This window comes from Brachybacterium sp. GCM10030268, assembly GCF_042666305.1.
Classification (GTDB): Bacteria; Actinomycetota; Actinomycetes; order Actinomycetales; family Dermabacteraceae; genus Brachybacterium.
On sequence record NZ_JBHTCW010000004.1, the window covers coordinates 141,916 to 160,484 of the forward strand.

Annotated in this window: 16 protein-coding genes and 1 pseudogene; 12 read left to right on the forward strand and 5 right to left on the reverse strand. The window is 72.3% G+C overall.

Annotation, left to right across the window (positions count from 1 at the left end):
• Nucleotides 1-48 precede the first annotated feature (48 nt).
• The gene (locus ACFQRD_RS08190) at nucleotides 49-369 is read left to right on the forward strand and encodes a DUF2516 family protein (RefSeq protein WP_377792943.1); all 321 of its coding nucleotides are present in this window, start codon (nucleotides 49-51) and stop codon (nucleotides 367-369) included.
• Between the two features lie 421 nt (nucleotides 370-790).
• On the opposite strand, the gene fbaA is transcribed toward ACFQRD_RS08190, so the two are convergent.
• From fbaA to ACFQRD_RS08210, 4 genes are all read right to left on the reverse strand, one after another.
• Entirely contained in the window at nucleotides 791-1,819 is a 1,029-nt protein-coding gene (gene fbaA / locus ACFQRD_RS08195) for a class II fructose-bisphosphate aldolase (RefSeq protein ID WP_377018300.1), read from the reverse strand.
• Nucleotides 1,820-1,989: 170 nt separating this feature from the next.
• Nucleotides 1,990-2,628, reverse strand: coding sequence for a TrmH family RNA methyltransferase (locus ACFQRD_RS08200; RefSeq protein WP_377018301.1), 639 nt, complete (start codon nucleotides 2,626-2,628; stop codon nucleotides 1,990-1,992).
• A gap of 9 nt (nucleotides 2,629-2,637) precedes the next feature.
• Complete coding sequence (locus ACFQRD_RS08205; RefSeq protein WP_377018302.1) at nucleotides 2,638-3,252, reverse strand: orotate phosphoribosyltransferase; 615 nt, start codon at nucleotides 3,250-3,252, stop codon at nucleotides 2,638-2,640.
• Between the two features lie 110 nt (nucleotides 3,253-3,362).
• Nucleotides 3,363-4,208, reverse strand: a complete 846-nt coding sequence (locus ACFQRD_RS08210; protein WP_377018303.1) for an SDR family NAD(P)-dependent oxidoreductase — start codon at nucleotides 4,206-4,208, stop codon at nucleotides 3,363-3,365.
• An 89-nt stretch (nucleotides 4,209-4,297) separates the two neighbouring features.
• On the opposite strand from ACFQRD_RS08210, the gene ACFQRD_RS08215 reads away from it, so the two are divergent.
• The 8 genes and pseudogenes from ACFQRD_RS08215 (at nucleotide 4,298) to ACFQRD_RS08250 (ending at nucleotide 10,226) form a co-directional block, all read left to right on the forward strand.
• Nucleotides 4,298-5,098: an exodeoxyribonuclease III gene (locus tag ACFQRD_RS08215; protein WP_377018304.1), complete on the forward strand. Its 801-nt coding sequence runs from the start codon at nucleotides 4,298-4,300 to the stop codon at nucleotides 5,096-5,098.
• Between the two features lie 445 nt (nucleotides 5,099-5,543).
• On the forward strand, nucleotides 5,544-6,722 hold the full coding sequence (locus ACFQRD_RS08220) for a hypothetical protein (protein WP_377018305.1): 1,179 nt from the start codon (nucleotides 5,544-5,546) through the stop codon (nucleotides 6,720-6,722).
• A complete protein-coding gene (locus tag ACFQRD_RS08225; RefSeq protein WP_377018306.1) occupies nucleotides 6,719-8,002 on the forward strand; it encodes a TadA family conjugal transfer-associated ATPase in 1,284 nt (427 codons plus the stop codon). The genes ACFQRD_RS08220 and ACFQRD_RS08225 overlap by 4 nt, the downstream gene beginning before the upstream one ends.
• Nucleotides 8,003-8,139: 137 nt before the next feature.
• A pseudogene (locus ACFQRD_RS08230) lies at nucleotides 8,140-8,439 on the forward strand (type II secretion system F family protein); the annotation flags it as partial.
• 223 nt (nucleotides 8,440-8,662) lie between these two features.
• Nucleotides 8,663-9,097, forward strand: coding sequence for a type II secretion system F family protein (locus ACFQRD_RS08235; RefSeq protein ID WP_377803735.1), 435 nt, complete (start codon nucleotides 8,663-8,665; stop codon nucleotides 9,095-9,097).
• A 204-nt stretch (nucleotides 9,098-9,301) separates the two neighbouring features.
• A complete protein-coding gene (locus ACFQRD_RS08240) occupies nucleotides 9,302-9,502 on the forward strand; it encodes a DUF4244 domain-containing protein (RefSeq protein WP_377018308.1) in 201 nt (66 codons plus the stop codon).
• A complete protein-coding gene (locus tag ACFQRD_RS08245; protein ID WP_377018309.1) occupies nucleotides 9,502-9,897 on the forward strand; it encodes a TadE family type IV pilus minor pilin in 396 nt (131 codons plus the stop codon). The genes ACFQRD_RS08240 and ACFQRD_RS08245 overlap by 1 nt, the downstream gene beginning before the upstream one ends.
• Complete coding sequence (locus tag ACFQRD_RS08250; protein WP_377018310.1) at nucleotides 9,894-10,226, forward strand: Rv3654c family TadE-like protein; 333 nt, start codon at nucleotides 9,894-9,896, stop codon at nucleotides 10,224-10,226. Before ACFQRD_RS08245 ends, ACFQRD_RS08250 begins: the two co-directional genes overlap by 4 nt.
• 98 nt (nucleotides 10,227-10,324) lie before the next feature.
• On the opposite strand, the gene ACFQRD_RS08255 is transcribed toward ACFQRD_RS08250, so the two are convergent.
• Entirely contained in the window at nucleotides 10,325-12,847 is a 2,523-nt protein-coding gene (locus ACFQRD_RS08255; protein ID WP_377803736.1) for a DEAD/DEAH box helicase, read from the reverse strand.
• Nucleotides 12,848-12,923: 76 nt separating this feature from the next.
• Between ACFQRD_RS08255 and ACFQRD_RS08260 the strand changes: the two genes are divergently transcribed.
• From ACFQRD_RS08260 to topA, 3 genes are all read left to right on the forward strand, one after another.
• The gene (locus ACFQRD_RS08260) at nucleotides 12,924-14,549 is read left to right on the forward strand and encodes a methyltransferase (protein ID WP_377803737.1); all 1,626 of its coding nucleotides are present in this window, start codon (nucleotides 12,924-12,926) and stop codon (nucleotides 14,547-14,549) included.
• Nucleotides 14,546-15,574: a phosphatase PAP2 family protein gene (locus ACFQRD_RS08265; RefSeq protein ID WP_377018313.1), complete on the forward strand. Its 1,029-nt coding sequence runs from the start codon at nucleotides 14,546-14,548 to the stop codon at nucleotides 15,572-15,574. The genes ACFQRD_RS08260 and ACFQRD_RS08265 overlap by 4 nt, the downstream gene beginning before the upstream one ends.
• A gap of 102 nt (nucleotides 15,575-15,676) precedes the next feature.
• On the forward strand, nucleotides 15,677-18,433 hold the full coding sequence (topA, locus tag ACFQRD_RS08270; RefSeq protein ID WP_377018314.1) for a type I DNA topoisomerase: 2,757 nt from the start codon (nucleotides 15,677-15,679) through the stop codon (nucleotides 18,431-18,433).
• The last annotated feature ends 136 nt before the right edge of the window (nucleotides 18,434-18,569 follow it).

The following is an 18,569-nucleotide window of genomic DNA, read 5'->3' on the forward strand; positions in this document are numbered from 1 at the left end:
CGAGCCGCCTGCCAGCGGGCGTTCGGCGGGCGCGGTTATCCTGACCGGATGATCGGACTCATCCAGACGTGGATCTTCGCCGTCCTCGCGCTCGCCCTGTTCGCCATCGAGATCTGGGCGTTCGTGAACGCGATCCGCTTCCGTCCCGACGCCTACACGGCGGCCGGCAAGCGCAGCAAGCTGTTCTGGGGGATCCTCACGGGCGTGGCGCTGCTGCTGGGCTTCCTCTCCCTGCCCTATCCGATCGGCAGCGGCGGCTCCTCGATGCTGTTCATGCTGGCCGGCGTCGTGATCGCCGGGATCTTCCTGGCCGACGTGCTGCCCGCGCTGAAGCGGGTCATGGGGCGCGCTCGCGGCAACCGCTGGTAAGCGCCGCTCACGCTGGACCGCCGATCCATGACCCGTCGGCCCGGTCCCCTCGACCGCGCCCATGCCGCCCGTCGACATAGAACGAACTTTGGCCACTGACGTCGCATAATCCGCTGGAAATGCGTCGTCAGTGGCCAAAGTTCAGGTGCCACCGTCCCCGGGTCGAGCCCGGGGACGGTGGCAGTCGATCGGGTCGATCGGCCTCTAGCGACCTGCCCGATCTCCTACCGCTCGCAAGCTCGCAGTACGTCGATCAAGCGGTTCCGCACTGCCCGATCTCCTACCGCTCGCAAGCTCGCAGCACGTCGATCAAGCGGTTCCGCACTGCCTGATCTCCTACCGCTCGCAAGCTCGCAGTACGTCGATCAGCCGGTTCCGCACTGCCCGATCTCCTACCGCTCGCAAGCTCGCAGTACGTCGATCAGGCCTTGTGGGAGCCGGCGCTGCGGAGGTTCTCGCAGGCCTCGACCAGGCGCGTGGCCAGGCCGGCCTCGGCCTTCTTGCCCCAGGCGCGGGGGTCGTAGGCCTTCTTGTTGCCGACCTCGCCGTCGATCTTCAGCACGCCGTCGTAGTTCTCGAACATGTGAGCGGCGACGGGGCGGGTGAAGGCGTACTGGGTGTCGGTGTCGATGTTCATCTTGATGACGCCGTTGTCCACCGCCTCCTGGATCTCCTCCAGGGTGGAGCCGGAGCCGCCGTGCATCACCAGGTCGAAGGGCAGGTCTTTGCCGTACTCGGCACCGACGGCCTTCTGGATCTCCCCCAGGATCTCGGGACGCAGCTTCACGTTGCCCGGCTTGTACACGCCGTGCACGTTGCCGAAGGTGAGTGCGGTGAGGTAGCGGCCCCGCTCGCCCAGGCCCAGCTTGGCGGCCGTCTTGAGGCCGTCCTCGGGGGTGGAGAAGAGCTTGTCGTTGGAGACGTCGGCCTGGATGCCGTCCTCCTCGCCGCCGACGACGCCGATCTCGATCTCGAGGATCTTCTTGGCGGCGGCGGACTTCTCCAGCAGCTTCTCGGCGATCTCGAGGTTCTCGTCGACCGGCACGGCGGAGCCGTCCCACATGTGCGACTGGAACAGCGGGTCCAGGCCCTTGTTCACGCGGTTCTCGAGGTCCCAGGCGATGAGGGGCTCGACCCAGTTGTCGAGGGCCTCCTTGGGGCAGTGGTCGGTGTGCAGCGCGACGTTGATCGGGTAGTTCTTCGCCACGGCGTGCACGAACTCGGCCAGTGCGATGGAGCCCGCGACACGGTCCTTGACCGTGGAGCCCGAGAGGTACTCGGCGCCGCCGAAGGACACCTGGATGATGCCGTCGGAGTTCGCCTCGCTGAAGCCGCGCAGGGCGGCGATAGCGGTCTGCGAGCTCGAGACGTTGACCGCCGGGTAGGCGAACTTCCCGCGCTTGGCGTGGTCGATCATCTCTGCGTACTGATCCGGGGTTGCGACTGCCATGAGGCATGCTCCTTCGCTGAAGAGAGTCCGTGACGATGACCGGCGGCGCGGAGTGCGTCTCGCACGATCGTCCTATCCGGCTCATTGTCCCATAGGGCCCTTTCGAGCCGACCGGGCTCTCATCCCACGAGAGCGGCCACCGCCGCAGCGGCTCGTGGTCGGCGCATACGTCAGCGCAGCGGCCCCTCGGGGAGATCGGCGTGCTGGATGATCCAGGTGTGCATCGCGATCGCGGCCGCGGCGGCGACGTTGATCGAGCGGGTGGATCCGAACTGGGTGATGCCGACGACGAGGTCCGCGGCGGCGAGGATCTCCGGGCTCACGCCGGGACCCTCCTGGCCCACGACCAGCACCGCGTCGCGCGGCAGCGGTGTGCGCTCTATCGGCAGGGCACCGGGCACCAGGTCGATCGCGACCAGCGGGCGGCCGTGCGCCCGGGCCCAGGAGATGAGCTCGGCGGCGTCGGGATGGTGGATCTCGTGCTGGTAGCGGTCGGTGACCATGGCGCCGCGGCGGTTCCAGCGGCGCCGGCCGACGATGTGGAAGGCGCCGACGGCGAAGGCGTTCGCGGTGCGCACCACGGAGCCGATGTTCGCGTCGTGCTCGAGGTTCTCGATGGCCACGTGCAGCTCGTGCCGGTGGGTGTCGAGGTCGGCGATGATCGCCTCGCGCCGCCAGTACCGGTAGCGGTCCTCGACGTTGCGGCGGTCCCCGTGCGCGAGCAGCTCAGGATCCAGGCGCGGATCCTCCGGCCAGGGCTCGGGATGGGGGCCTACACCGACCTCGCGGCCGGGTTCGGGCTCGCTCATGGACGGTGCTCAGATCTCCAGCTCGGAGATGTCGTAGGCCGCGAGGTAGCGGTACCCGGCGGCCTCGACGGCCTCGCGGGACGCCTCGGAGCGGTGCACGATCACGGCGACGGCGGCGATGTCGGCGCCGTCCTCGGTGAGTGCCTCGCAGGCGGTCAGCACGCTGCCCCCGGTGGTGGAGGTGTCCTCGACGGCGACGACACGGCGCCCGGTGACGTCGGGCCCCTCGATGCGTCGCTGCAGACCGTGGGCCTTGTTGGCCTTGCGCACGACGAACGCGTCCAGCGCTCTGCGCTCATCGCCCGCGGCGCCGGGAGCGTGAGCGGCGGCGTGCAGGATCGACGTCGCGACCGGGTCCGCCCCCAGGGTGAGCCCGCCGACGGCCTCGACGCCGGGGACCAGGCCCTCGCGGTGCAGGAGGTCCAGCATGACTCGACCGACCAGCGGCGCCGCCTCGTGGTGGAGGGTGACGCGACGCAGGTCGACGTAGTGATCCGCCTCGGCACCCGAGGAGAGGACGACGTGTCCGCGGACGACGGCGAGGTCCCGGATCAGGACGCGCAGACGCTCACGGGCGACCTCGATCGGAGCGGACACGGGGGAATCGGGGCTGGTCTCCGGCATGATGCCAGCGTAATGGACTCTCCCTCGTCGTCCCGTCGGAAATTCAGCCCGTCGGCCCCGCCGGCCGTGCAGTCCGTCGGCCGCATCGCGCCGCCGTTGGGTCGGCCCGCCTAACCCTCCTCGCGCTGCCAGGGGGCGTGCAGGTTGCGGCGCGAGGCCTTCCGGCGCGAGCGCAGCACGGCCCGCTGCTGCATCCTGCGGTACCAGGTCGGTGAGGTCAGTGCGCGCACGAGGGGCCGCGGGGCGATCCGGGAGAACTCGCCGGCGGTGCGGTACTTGACCGACGGGATCGACATGACGTTGCCCTTGGCGGCGTCCTTGAGCGCCTGCTCGACCACGAAGGGGGCCTTCAGCCAGGTGATGCGCGGCAGGCCGTCCATCGTCATCGCGGCCCGCTCGTGGAACTCCGTCTGCACGAACCCCGGCAGCAGGACGGTCGCGGTCACGCCGGTCTCCTTGAGCTCCATCGCCAGCGACTCGGTGAAGACCGTGACCCAGCTCTTGGAGGCGGCGTAGGGGCCGGCGGTGGTGTACCCGGCGAGCGAGCTGACGTTGATGATCGCTCCGCGGCAGCGCTGGACCATCGCGCGCGCCGCCGCGTGGGAGAGGACCAGGACCGCCTTCATGAGGGTGTCCATCTGCTTCTCGTGGTCGCCCACGCCGATCTCCAGGAACCCGCCGCGGAGCCCGTAGCCGGCATTGTTGACCAGCAGATCGATCCGGTCGACGGGATCGGTGAGACGGACCGCGACCCGCTCGAGGTGCTGTCGGTCCGAGAGGTCTGCGGGAAGGATCTCCACGCTGACGTCGTGGACATCGCGGATCTGCTCGGAGACCGCACGCAGGCGGTCCTCGTCGCGCGAGACCAGCACGAGGTCGTGCCCGGTCCCGGCCAGCTGCCAGGCGAACTCCAGACCGAGTCCGGACGTCGAACCGGTGACGAGTGCGCGCGCCATGTCCTGAGTTTACGACTGCGCGGGCCGCACGACGGCGGCGACGGGCCGTGGGCCTGCGTCGATCTGACGCCGCCCGTAGGATCGGGGCCATGCGGATCGCGACCTGGAACATCAACTCGCTGCGGGCACGGATGGATCGGGTGCTGGCCTTCCTGGAGCGGCACGACGTCGACGTGCTGGCTCTGCAGGAGACCAAGGCCAAGCCCGAACAGCTGGATCTCACGGCCCTGGAGGCGGCGGGCTACGAGGTCCGCGCGCACGGGCTGAATCAGTGGAACGGGGTGGCGCTGATCTCCCGCGTCGGCCTCACCGACGTGCGCACCGAGCTGCCGGCGGTGCCGGCCTGGCCGGAGGACGGCACCGGCGTGGTCGAGGCCCGTGCGATCGGCGGCGTGGTCGGTGACGGCCTGCGGATCTGGTCGCTGTACGTGCCCAACGGGCGCGAGCTCGGCCACCCGCACTACGCCTACAAGCTGCGCTGGCTGGACGCGCTGCGCGCCGAGGGTGAGCGCGAGCTGGCCGCGAACCCGCAGTCGCGCACGGTGTTCGTCGGGGACTTCAACGTCGCCCCGCAGGACGAGGACGTGTGGGACATGGAGTTCTTCGAGGGGAAGACGCACGTCACCGAGCCGGAGCGGGCGGCGTTCCGGGCGGTGGTCGAGGCCGGGTACGCCGACGTGGTGCGCCCCGACCATCCGGGCCCCGGTGTGTACACCTACTGGGACTATCAGGCCCTGCGCTTCCCGAAGAAGGAGGGCATGCGCATCGACTTCGTGCTCGGGTCCCCGGCCGTGCAGTCCGCGGTGCGCGGCTCGCTCATCGATCGCGAGGAGCGCAAGGGCAAGGGCGCCTCGGACCACGCCCCGGTGATCGTGGACCTCGAGTTCTGAGGTCCTCCCCCGCCGGTTCCCGCGCCACGACCACGGCCGGCGGACCAGAGCGGGCTGCGGTCCACGAGGATGCGCCGCCGGAAGGCGAGGATGCGCCGCCGCACGGAGGCTCGCCGCGAGGAGATACGACGAGAGATAGGACGCAAGGAGGAGCGGCGTCGCGATCAGTCGCGGCGCCGCTCCGGACGAGCCATCTGCATCGGGATCAGGCGTGCACGATAAGTGGTTGCGGTGGCGCTTTCGACGCCTCGCAGCCGGTCCGTTGCGGGGACCAATCGCACGTGGGTTCCGGTGCCGGTATTCGTCGTTGTCCACATCACACTACGCCCGCCGCGAGGTCCCTGCAAGCCCTCGGTGAGAGCGAGCTTTCCTCCACATAGCGGCCTCGTCCACCACCCGGGCCACTGCCGGGCGAGCGCCCCACCGCAGCAGTCACGCTGGCCGCATGACCAGCACCACCATCCCTCAGCTCCCGGCTGCATCGCGGCCGCCGGATCCCCACGATCCCACCCTGCGGACCGAGCCGGATGTCCATCCGGGCTCCGGCCCGAGGCGACAGCGCTCCCGGTTCCCCGGTCGGGCGGCCGCACGCAGCGCCGGGCCCGACGGACCGGTGGCGGGAGCCGCGGACAGCCCTGCCCAGGTGCGCTGGAGCGGTCAGGACGAGAGCCTGCGCGAGCTGGTCCGGGACCACGCCACCGCCGCGGGGATGGCGCTCGTCGACTCCTCCGCGGGTCCCTGCGCATGCGTCGTGGTCGAGGGAGCATCGCTCGTGCGCGGCGACTCGGACGGTGCCGGAAGCCGCTCCCCGCTGATCGTGGTCACCGCCGAGGTCGACATCCCGGCATCGCTGTGGCAGCACGCCCTCGCCGCCGGTGCCCTGGCCGTGATCCCGCTGCCGGATGGATCCGAGCAGCTCCTCTCCCAGTTCTCCGAGCTGGCGCGGCCCCGCGGTGCCTCCACGGTGCTCGCCGTGGCCGGCGGCTGCGGAGGGGCGGGTGCCTCCAGTTTCGCTGCACGTCTCGCCGGAGCCGCGCGCACCCACGGTCCGGTGGTCCTGGTCGACGCCGATCCCCTCGGCGGCGGTCTGGATCTCCTGGTCGAGACCTCGCCCACCAGCGGCATCGGGTGGCAGGAGGCGACCGGACTGGGTCCCGACGACGGAGAGGCACTGCGCGAGGGCCTGCCCCGGGTCGACGACGTGCACCTGCTGATCTCCGGGGACCATGCCGGCCCCGATCCGCAGACCCTCTCCCGCGTCCTCTCGGCGCTGTCCCCGCTCGGCGGAACGGTGGTGGTGGACCTCGGTGCCGGTCTCGTACCCGTCGCTGCCGAGCACGCTGATCACCTGTTCATGGTGGTCCCCTCCACGGATCATGCAGTCCGGGCGAGTGCCCGCCGTCTGCGCGCGTGGCGCCCACCCGAGATGCTGGCGCAGGCCGTGGTGCGCCGGCGCGGGCCCCTGACGCCGGCGGAGGTCGCCCACGATCTCGACCTGCCGCTGGCCGCATCGTTCCGCGACAGCCCCCGCTCGACGGTGCCCCTGCTGGATGCGCGGCGCCGCGGCGCCGACCGCGCCGCGCGCCGGCTGCTCACCGGGCTGGCTGCGGGCAGGGCGTCATGAGCACCGTGCACCCGCCCACCTCCGACGCGGAGCTCTCTCCTCTGCTGGAGCTGGTGCGGGAAGACCTCGTGCGATCACCCGGCGCGGTGGACGTGCCCCGCATCGCCCGGGTGCTGCGCCGGCAGGGCAGGGTGCTCGGCGCCGCGGCCACCCTCGAGCTGACCACGCGCATCCGCGACCACATCGACGGGCTCGGCCCTCTGCAGCCACTGACCGGGCCCGGCGTGACGGACCTCCTGGTCAACGACGACGGCTCGGTGTGGCTCGACGACGCAGACGGGCTGCGCCCCGCCGCGATCCATCTCGCTCCCGCACAGGCCCGGGACCTCGCAGTACGGCTGGCGACCGCCGGCGGACGACGTCTGGACGACGCGGTCCCCTGGGCCGATGCGCACCTGCCCTCGGGGATCAGGTTCCACGCGGTGCTGCCCCCGCTGTCACCGGGCGGGGCGATCCTCTCGCTGCGTCTCCCCGGCCAGGAGCGCCTCGATCTCGATGACCTCCAGCGACTGGGCGCATTCGGCCGGGAGGCCCGCGAGGTGCTCATGGCCGTCATCACGGCCCGGGTCCCGTTCCTGGTCACCGGTGGCACCGGCACCGGGAAGTCGACACTGCTGGCGGCGATGCTGCGCGAGGTCCCGGCCGACGAGCGGATCGTGGTGGTCGAGGACGTGCTCGAACTCGCCGTCGACCACCCGCACGTGGTCCACCTGCAGTCCCGCCACGCCAACAGTGAGGGCGCGGGCGCCGTGGACCTCACCGCCCTGGTGCGCCAGAGCCTGCGGATGCGCCCTGACAGGATCGTGCTCGGTGAGTGCCGGGGCGCGGAGATCCGGGAGCTGCTGCAGGCCCTGAACACGGGCCACGAGGGCGGCTGCGGCACCGTCCACGCCAACACCGCGAGGGACGTGCCGGCACGCCTGGAGGCCCTGGGCGCGCTCGGCGGCCTGGACCGGGGCGCTCTCGCGGCCCAGGTCGGCAGCGCCCTCGAGGTGGTCGTCCACCTCGGGCGGCACGACGGGGTCCGCGCCCTCGACGAGATCGCCCTGCTGCACCGGGACCGGGAGGGGACGCTGGGAGCGACCACAGCGCTGAGGGTGGACGGGGGAAAGCTGCGGGAGGGCCCGGCGGCCGGGGAGCTGGCGGCACGGCTGCACCCGCCCGGCCGTGCGGCCTCGCCCGCGGCCGAGACCGGTCGCGGCGCCTCCTCGCCCGCCCCGGCCGGGACCGGCGCCTCCTCCTCGTCCCCGGAGACCCGGGCGCGACGGAGGGCGGCATGATCGTCACTGCGCTGCTCACTCTGACCGCCGCGGCCACGCTCGCCTGGGTGCTCACTCCCCCTCCGGTCCTGGCCGGCCCCCGCCCGGTGAGAGCCCGGGTCCCACGCGCTGGTGCGGGCACCCTCGAGGTGGCGCGCATGATCGAGCAGCTCGCCACCGTGATCAGCTCCGGCTCCAGCATCCGTCAGGCCTGGGGCGCCATCGCCCGGTCCCTGCCCGAGGGTGAGCTCACCGAGCTGGCCCGCGCCGCCGCGGCCGGGGCCGACCCGAGACGCGGAGCCCCGGGGCGACTGCGGCAGACGGAGGTGATCGGTTCCCTCGGCGCCGCACTGACCGTCTGCGAGCGCACCGGGGCGCCGACGGCAGGAATGCTGCAGAGCCTGGCCGATGCGCTCCGGGACCTCCACGACGCCGCCCAGGCCCGCCGCAGTGCCTTCGCCGGGCCCCGCTCCACCGCCCGGATCCTGCTGGTGCTTCCCCTGGCCGGGCTCGGGCTGGGGATCCTCCTCGGCGGGGATCCGCTCCGGCTGCTGCTGGCCTCGCCCGCCGGGAACCTGATGGGCGCGCTCGGCATCGCGCTGACCGGGCTGGGCTGGTGGTGGATGCGGCGCCTGATCCGCCGGGCCGATCCGCCCAGCGGGCAGCGTGTATCCCTCGGTCGTGCTCGAGCTGATCGCCGGCGCCCTCGAATCCGGGCTGCCGCTGTCCCGGTCCGTCTCCGCGGTGGCCGGCGCCCTCACGGCCGGACCGGACGCCCACGCTCTCGAGCGGCTCGCGACATCTCTGGAGGCCGGGGTCCCTGCAGCTGTGGCCACCCGGGAGCTGCCGGCGGAGTTCACAGCGCTCGGGGAGTCCGCGGTCCTCGCGGAGACGGCCGGCGCGGATCTCGCCCACGTCCTGCGCTCCGCGGCCCGCGACGCCCGGCGCGGCCGGGCTCGGCACGCCGAGGTACGGGCCGCTCAGCTCGCGGTGCGCCTGGTGCTGCCCACCGGTCTCGCGCTTCTGCCCGCGTTCGTGGTCCTGGGCATCATCCCCACCGTCATGTCGCTGCTCGGCGGCACGTTCTCCCTCACCACGGCGGGCGCCGTGCCATGAGCTCCCGCCCAGGAAGCCCTCGACCCGGTCGCGCGGCACCTCCCCGCGACCCCTCCGACCACCGGGAGCCTCCCGGTGCGTGGGCCCTGGCCCACGTCGGCAGCTGCAGCTGCCCTCCCGGAACGGCGCCCGCCGTTCCGGACCGAGCGGCCACGGCCGCTCACCCACGGGCGGTGCGCCGCCCACGACGAGAAGGAGAACACCATGTCCGTGACCAAGATCCGGATGCGCCGCGCCCTCGACCGTGTGATGCGGGACGAGACCGGCGCATCGACCGCCGAATATGCCATCACGGTGCTCGCAGCCTGCGGGTTCGCCGCTGTCCTGGTCGCCCTGCTGGCGTCCGGGGAGGTGCGCGAGATCCTGCTGGGCATCATCACCTCGGCCCTGTCGATGGGCTCGTGATGACGCGGTCCGCCCGGTCGTCCCGCTGGCGGGACGACCGGGGGTCCGCCACGGCGGAGACGGCGATCGTGCTGCCCGTCGTGGTCGCGATGGTGGTCGTCATCCTGTTGACCGGAGCGGGGCTGGGCACCCAGATCCGGTTGGAGAGCGCAGCCCGCGGCGCTGCCCGCGAGCTCGCGCGCGGGGAGGATGCCGGTGCGGCGGTCGCCACCGCTCAGCGCATCGGCGGCGAGGGCACCCAGGTCCATGTCTCCGGTACCGGCATGTGGGTGCACGTCGAAACGACTCGGACCCTGCAGGCTCCCTCGGGACCGCTGGCCGGGGCGAACTGGGAGCTGAGCGCCGATGCGGAAGCGCGGCGGGAGCCGCACCTGATCGACGGCGGCGTCTCGTGAGCACGGGTGCCGCCGGAGTCCTGGCCTGGACGGGAGCGACGACCGCGGCCCTGGCCGGGCTGTCCCTGCTGGGCACCGGGCTGCTTGCGCAGTCGCGCGCGGCGACCGCCGCTGACCTCGCGTCCCTCGCGGGGGCCGACGCCCTGGCGGCGGCCAGCGGCGAACCCTGCGCGGTGGCGGCGGAAGCCGCCTCCCGCAACGGTGCGCAGCTGACCAGCTGCGAGCAGCGGGAGTGGGACGTGGTCGTGCAGGTCCAAGTCGACGCCTCTCCCCTGCCCGCGGCAACGGCCCGCGCGCGGGCGGGCCCCGGCCCCGCGGACCTGCCGTGAACTCGCGGTCGACGATCACCCGATTCCCGGGGGTCGAGAGGCTGGGAACGTCGGCGGCGGCCGACCTCGAGTGGCCGGGCGAGGAGCCTCTGCGGAGGTCAGGGGTGGAGGATCTCCAGCAGGCGTTCGGCCTGAGCCTTGGACAGCGGCTCGTTGCCGTTGCCGCACTTCGGGGAGACCACGCAGGCGGGGCACCCCGCCTCGCACGGGCACTCCGCGATCATGTCCGCGGTGGCTCTGAGCCAGGCGTGCGCGTCCTCGGCGCCGCGCTCGGCGAAGCCGGCACCGCCGGGCGCTCCGTCGTAGACGAAGATGGTCGGCTCGCCGGTGTCCTCGTGCTGGGCGGCCGAGACCCCTCCGATGTCCCACCGGTCGCAGGTGGCCAGCAGCGGCAGCATGGAGATCGCGGCATGCTCGGCGGCGTGCAGGGCCCCGGGCAGCTCCTCCCCGGGAATCTCGGCGGCGTCGGTGCGCTCCTGCGGGATCACCCACCACACGGCTTTGGTGGTCAGGGTGCGCGGGGGCAGATCCAGCGGATGCTGGGCCAGGACCGTCTGCGTGAACACGTCCCGCACCTGGTAGCCGGTGACCTGGTCGGTGACGTCCACCGTGCCGAAGCACAGCTGGACCCCACCGGACCACGCCACCTCGCGGTCCACCTGCCGGATGCGGATGGTCGAGGTGGTCTGGGGATGGGTCGAGTGCAGCGGATCCTCGCGATGGACGAACGCGACCGCCCGCTCCACGTCCAGATGATTCACCACATAGCTCATGCCCTGGTGGAGGTACACGGCGCCGTCGTGGACCTGGGTGTGCGCGCTGGCGGCGTCGACCGTGCCCAGCAGTGTGCCGCTGGCCTCCTCGACGATCCGCACCGGTTCCCCGCCGCTGCCGCGCAGATCGGTCAGCTCGTGCGCGGACTCCGTCATGGTCCAGTACCAGCCGGTGGGGCGCGAGCGCAGCACACCTCGAGCGGCGAGCGTGGTCAGCAGGTCGCGAGCGGTGGGTCCGAAGATGCTCTCCTCGCCGTCGCGGATCGCCAGCTCCGAGGCCGCTGCGCACAGGTGAGGGGTCATGACGTACGGGTTCGCGGGATCGAACACCGCGGCCTCGACCTCAGCCCCGAACACGGTCTCGGGGTGGTGGACGACGTAGGTGTCCAGCGGGTCCTCCCGTGCGACGAACAGGGCGAGCGCGCCGCCGTCGCGGTCCTGACGGCGCCCGGCCCGGCCGAACTGCTGCCACAGGGACGCGCGGGTGCCCGGCCAGCCGGCGACCACGACGGCGTCCAGCCCGGCGATGTCGATGCCGAGCTCGAGGGCGTTGGTGGAGGCGAGCGCCTTGAGCTCGCCCGAGCGCAGAGAGTCCTCGAGAGCCCGGCGTTCCCGGGCGAGGTACCCGCCGCGGTAGGCGGCCACGCGCTTCGCCCTGTCCGCGAGCTCCGGAGCGAAGGCGTGCTCCGCCTTCTGCTCGAGCAGCCGCCGGGCACTGCCCGAGACCAGTTCAGCGCCGCGCCGGGAGCGGGCGAAGACCAGTGTCTGGACGTCGCGCTCGACGAGGTCCGCCAGGATCGCTCCGGCCTCGCTGGTGGCCGAGCGACGCAGCGGCTCCTCGCTCGTGGCGCCGCTGCCACTCGTGGCCCCGCCCTCGCCATCTCCGGCATCTACCCCGGCCGGGGCGCCGTCGTCCGTGGCCTTCGCGGCGTCCGGGCCGGACCCGGCTCCCGCGCCGGCGGGATCCGCCTCGCCCTCGGGGCCGGCGTCGTCGCTCCGCCCCGGACCGCGTCCGTCCACGCGCGTGCGCGTGCCCGGTTCCCACAGCCCGATGGTCAGCCCGGCCCGCGGGGAGCCGTCCTCGACGACCGGGGTGACGTCCTGCCCGATGAGCCGGGAGGCCGACAGCTCCGGGTTCGCCGTGGTGGCCGAGGCCAGGATGAAGGTCGGGTCGGCGCGGTAGTGGGCGGCGATCCGGCGCAGGCGACGCATCACCATCGCCACGTGGCTGCCGAAGACGCCGCGGTAGCTGTGGCACTCGTCGATGACCACGTAGCGCAGAGCGCGGAAGAAGCTCGCCCACTGCTCATGGCCGGGCAGGATCCCGAAGTGCAGCATGTCCGGGTTGGTCAGCACCACGGTTCCGTGGCGGCGCACCCACCGCCGCTGCTCGGTGGGGGTGTCCCCGTCATAGACCGCGATCCGGGCATCACGCAGTCCGGCCCCGTCGGCCATGGTGGTGATGTTGGTCAGCTGATCCGCGGCGAGCGCCTTGGTCGGCGAGAGATACAGCGCGGTGGCACGGCGCGCCTCCGGCTCGAGCTCACGGGCGCCGATCGCGGTGAGCACGGGCAGCAGGTACCCCAGCGACTTGCCCGAGGCGGTCGCTGTGGCCAGCACCACGTGCGTGCCGCCATGGGCGAGTTCCGCGGCTTCCTGCTGGTGGATCCACGGCGCAGTGATTCCGCGCTCAGCCAGGTGCGCGACCAGGCGCGGGTCCGCCCACTCGGGGAAGAAGCCGCGGCGGCCCTCCCGGGCCGGACGCTCCTCGACGTGGGTCAGGCACGTTCGGCGGGTCGGCGGTTGCGTGAGATCGGCCAGGAGATCGGCCGCTCTGCCTGCCCGCATCCGCTCCTCATTCCCTGCGCATCGTCCACACCTGGCCTCCGTTCCGACTCCAGGTGGCTGGGGCACAATCGTAGCCATGCCACCCGACTCGCCAGCGGCGCCCTCACGGACCCCGACGCCCGCCCCGCCGCGGATCGTGCCGGAGCAGATCGCTGCGCTGCGCGCGGACCTCACTGCCGCCTCCTACACGGTCGAGACCACCGAGGCTCTGCTGGGACCGGTCGCCGTCGCCGCCCTGCGCCGCGAGAATCCCGTGCCGGCCCGCCGTGCCCTGGAGGGCCGCACCGACGCCGCCGCCGTCCTCTTCCGCCTGTTCACCCTGGGAGCCGTGGTGCCCCGCTCCGTGATCCAGCGCGCACTGCCCACGCTGGGCGCTGACGGGGCGAGCGCACTGGGCCTGGTGATCCCGGCCGCGTCACGGGAGACTCCCGGAGCTGCGGAGGCCGCCGAGCCGCTGCTGCGCGCCGCCGTCGACCTCGCCCCGTACGCAGCCAGCGACGACGCCGGTCAGATCGCCTGGTGGATCGCCTCGGACCTCTCCGAGCTGGCCACCGGGCAGGCGCTGGGCCCCGACCATGTCCTCGGTATCGGTGGGGCCTCGCTCACCCTGGCGCGGATCACGCCGCGCACCCGGGTCGCCACCGTGCTCGATCTGGGCTGCGGCGGCGGGATCCAGGCGCTGCACGCCGCCCGGCATGCCGATCACGTCGTGGCCACCGATCTCTCACGGCGGGCACTGGCCTTCGCCGCCTTCAACGCGGCGCTCAACGACGTCGAGATCGAGCTGCGACACGGATCGCTCCTGGACCCGGTGGCCGGGGAGAGCTTCGACCTGATCGTCTCCAACCCTCCCTTCGTGATCACCCCGCGCGAGGCAGGGCAGGAGGAGGCCCGCTGGACCTACCGCGACGGCGGCCGCGCCGGGGATTCGCTGCTCGCCGAGCTGCTGGAGGCGGTCCCGGCACACCTGGCACCGGGCGGCAGCGCCGTGATGCTCGGGAACTGGGAGATCTCCCGCGATCAGCCGTGGGACGCGCATCCGCGAGCCTGGCTCGATCCCGCGAGAGCCGACGGCGTGGACGCCTGGGTGATCCAGCGCGAGCAGGAGGATCCCGCCCAGTACGCGGAGACCTGGGCCCGTGACGGTGGCATCACCGAGCGCGACGCCCGCTGGTCCCCGCTGTTGGAGGCGTGGCTGGACGATTTCGCCGCGCGCGATGTGGAGGGCATCGGCTTCGGCTATCTGCTGCTGCGACGCCCGGACCACGGCGCCCGGTCGGTCCCTGCCCTGCCTCGCCCCGCAGTGCTGCGCACCGAACAGGCCGCGGGCACCGGGACCGGGTCCCTGGCCGCCCATCTCGCCGACGGCCTGGACGCGATCGACGAACTCGCGGCCCTGGATGACGACGCCCTGGCCGCCCTGCGCCCGGTGCGCGCAGCCGACGTCATCGAGCGGCGCCACTTCACGCCGGGCGCATGGGACCCCACGCTCATCGAACTGGCCCAGGGCGCCGGGTTCGCCCGCGTGGTCCGGGCCGACCAGATACTCGCGGCGACCGTCGGCGCACTGGATGGGACCCTTACCCTCGGTCAGGTCCTCGCCGCCGTATGCGCCCTGACCGACGCCGACGAGCACGAGGCCCGCGCGCGGGTCCTGCCAGCGGTGCGTGAACTCGTGATCAGCAGGATGGTGACTCTATGACCGCCGGACGCACCGCGACCGACCCCACCGGGGACCACAGCGCCGGGTCCCGCCGCCGCGTCGGCGGCCTCGCCCGGCCGCTGCTGTCGCTGCTGGCGGCAGCCGTCTGCGTCGCGGCGGTCACGCTGCTGGCGCGGACGGCCGTGGGCACCGCGAGCGGGCAGCGGCTGGACGAGCTGGCGCTGTCCGGTGCGCTCGCCCACGAGGGCCGCCTGGCGCAGTACGCGGAACTGGCCGTGGGGACGGTCAGCCTGCCCGTGATCGCGGTGCTGCTGGCCCTCTCCCTGGTGCTGGTGCTGGTCCGCGGCCGGTGGCGCCTGCTGCTGCCGCTGGCGGTGCTGGTGGCGGGCGCGAATCTCACCACCCAGGTGGTCAAGCACTTCCTGGTCTCGCGCGAGCCGCTGGGGCTGGGCATCGAGATCACCCCGAACTCGTTTCCCTCCGGCCACACCACGCTCGCCGCGACGGCGGTGATCGCGCTGGTGCTGGCTTCCGGCGGCGCCCGGGCCGTGCTCGCCCCGCTGGGGACGGCGTGGACGGCGAGCGCAGGCATCGGGACGGTGGTACTGGGCTGGCACCGGCCCAGCGACGTCCTCGGCGCGCTCGTGCTGGTGGCGGCGTGGACGTTCCTGGTCCTCGCCCTCGACGGGCTGGGCACCAGGCGCCGCCTGGCCCGCAGTGCCCGACGCACCGGGCACGGGCGCCGGCGCAGGGGCGCCCCGGGAGCGGACGTCGCCGGGCCGGACGGCTCCACGGGACCCCTGCTGCGGCTGCGCACGAGCGCCGTCGATTCCGTGGTGGCGCTCCTGCTGGCTCTGGCCGGCCTGGCCGGGCTCGGCGTCGGGGGTTACGAACTCGTCTCATTGCAGCTGCCGCTGGACCTCCAGGACGGGGCCCAGCAGGCCACCGCGTTCTCCGCGATGGCCGCCGTCATCGGCGGGTGCACCGCTGCCTGGATGGCTCTGGTGCTGCTTCTGCGCACGCCGATCTCACACAGGACCCGCCCCGGCGAACGTGTACCGTGAACAATCGCCGAGCGCGCAGTACGTGCTCGGACAACCCTGACCTCGGCACCTTGCCACGGCGGACGGGCCGCGACGTCTCGCGGCGAGGAAGGACACAGCAACGTGACTGGCGGACGACATCTGGTGATCGTCGAGTCCCCGGCGAAGGCGCGGACGATCGGCCGCTACCTCGGGGACGACTTCATCGTCCAGGCATCGGTGGGACACATCCGTGACATCCCGGTGCCTCGCGACCTGCCCGCCGAGATGAAGAAGGGGCCCTACGGGAAGTTCGGGGTCGACGTCGAGGGCGGCTTCGAGCCCTACTACATCGTCAGCCCGGACAAGAAGAAGACCGTCGCGGACCTCAAGAAGGCCCTCAAGGACGCCGACACCCTCTACCTCGCCACCGATGAGGACCGCGAGGGCGAGGCGATCGCCTGGCATCTGCTGGAGACCCTCAAGCCCAAGAAGTCCCTGCCGGTCAAGCGGATGGTGTTCCACGAGATCACGCGCGACGCGATCCTGGGGGCGCTGGAGAACACCCGCGAGATCGACTCCCACCTGGTCGACGCGCAGGAGACCCGCCGCATCCTGGACCGTCTGGTCGGTTTCGAGCTCTCCCCGGTGCTGTGGCGCAAGATCAAGCCCTCCCTGTCGGCCGGACGCGTGCAGTCCGTCGCGACCCGCCTCGTGGTCGAGCGCGAGCGCGAGCGGATGGCGTTCGTCCCCGCCGACTACTGGGACGTGACCGGCACCTTCGGCGCCGAGGCCGAACAGTTCACCGCCAAGATCGCCACCGTCGACGGCTCGCGCGTCGCCACCGGCAGCGACTTCGCCGACGACGGCACCCTGAAGTCGCGGGCGCAGAACGCGACCGTGCTCACCGAGGCCTCCACCCGGGAGCTCGTCGAGACCCTGACCGACGCCCCCGCCACGGTCACCTCGCTGGATTCGAAGCCGTACACCCGCCGCCCCGCGGCGCCGTTCACCACCTCCTCGCTGCAGCAGGAGGCCTCCCGCAAGCTGCGCCTCGGTGCCCGGCAGGCGATGCGGATCGCGCAGTCGCTGTACGAGAACGGCTACATCACCTATATGCGTACCGACTCGGTGGCGCTGTCGGGAGAGGCCGTCAAGGCCTCCCGCGGCCAGGCCGCGGAGCTGTACGGCTCCCAGTACGTGCCGGACAAGCCGCGCTATTACCAGACCAAGTCCCAGAACGCGCAGGAGGCGCACGAGGCGATCCGCCCCGCCGGGGATCGTTTCCGCACTCCGGCCGAGGTCTCCGGATCCCTCTCGGGCGATGAGTTCCGCCTCTACGAACTGATCTGGAAGCGCACCGTCGCCTCGCAGATGGCCGACGCCAAGGGCACCACCTCCACCGTCGAGCTGCTGGTCGAGAACGGGGAGCGCGCCGCGACCTTCCGTGCCTCCGGCACCGTGATCACCTTCCGCGGCTTCCTGGCCGCCTACGAGGAGGGCCGGGACGCCACGCGGTACAAGGAGGACTCCGACAGCGGCAGCGACAAGCGCCTGCCGCAGATGGAGGAGGGCCAGACGCTCGATACCCGCGAGCTGGTCCCGGACGGGCACAGCACCACCCCTCCCCCGCGCTACACCGAGGCCTCGCTGGTGCGAGCGCTCGAGGAGCGCGGGATCGGCCGCCCCTCGACCTTCGCCTCCACCGTGGCGACCGTCCAGGATCGCGGCTACGTGCTGCGCCGCGGCACCGCCCTGGTGCCCAGCTGGACCGCGTTCGCCGTCGTCCGTCTGCTCGAGGAGCATTTCGGGGCGTTCATCGACTACGACTTCACCGCTCAGATGGAGGAGCAGCTGGACCGCATGGCCCGCGGTGAGCTGGGCCGGGCGCAGTACCTGGAGGACTTCTACCTCTCGGACGGGTCCGAGGGGCCCATCGGGTTGAAGCCCATGGTCGACGATCTCGGCGACATCGACGCCCGCGCCATCAACAGCATCGAGATCGGCGAGGGCATCACTCTGCGCGTGGGCCGCTACGGCGCCTACGTCGAACGCCAGCCCCGCGACGAGAACGGCGAGCCGATCGAGGGCGGCGAGCCACAGCGCGCGTCCGTCTCCGATGACATCGCGCCCGACGAACTGACCGTCGAGGTCGCCTCCGAGCTGCTCGAACGCGCCAAGGACGACGGCCGTGTGCTGGGAGTGGACCCCGAGACCGGGCACGAGCTCGTCGCCAAGGACGGTCGCTTCGGCCCGTACATCACCGAGATCCTGCCGGAGGCCGACGAGGGCGCGGAGGGGACGGCGAAGAAGTCGACGGCCAAGAGCAAGAAGCCCAAGCCGCGCACGGCCTCGCTGCTGAAGTCCATGGATCTGGCGACCGTGACCCTCGAGGACGCGCTGAAGCTGCTGAGCCTGCCCCGCGTCGTCGGCACCACGGAGGACGGCACGGAGATCACGGCGCAGAACGGCCGCTACGGCCCCTACCTCAAGAAGGGCTCGGACTCGCGCTCCCTCGAGAGCGAGGAGCAGCTGTTCACGATCACCATGGAGGAGGCGGAGAAGCTCTACGCCCAGCCCAAGACGCGCGGCCGGGCGGCCGCGAAGCCCCCTCTGAAGGAGCTGGGCACCGATCCCACCAGCGAGAAGCCGATCGTGATCAAGGACGGGCGCTTCGGCCCGTACATCACCGACGGCTCCACCAACGTCTCGCTGCGCTCGAGCGAATCGGTCGAGGAGATCACGGAGAAGGTGGCCGTGGAGAAGCTCGCGGAGAAGCGTGCGAAGGGTCCGGCCAAGAAGCCGGCCGCCCGCCGCTCCACCTCCAAGAGCTCGACGACCAAGGGCTCGACGTCCAAGGGTTCGACGACCCGGAAGAAGAGCACCACGACGAAGAAGTGAGTCCCTCGGGGCCGGCACGCGGCATTCCGCGCGCCGGTCCGAGGTCTCCCGATTCCGGGCCCCGGGCTCCAGACCCCGGGATCCCATGATTCCGGGCGAACGAGGACCGAACGGTCGGCACCGAGGGGCGGGATTC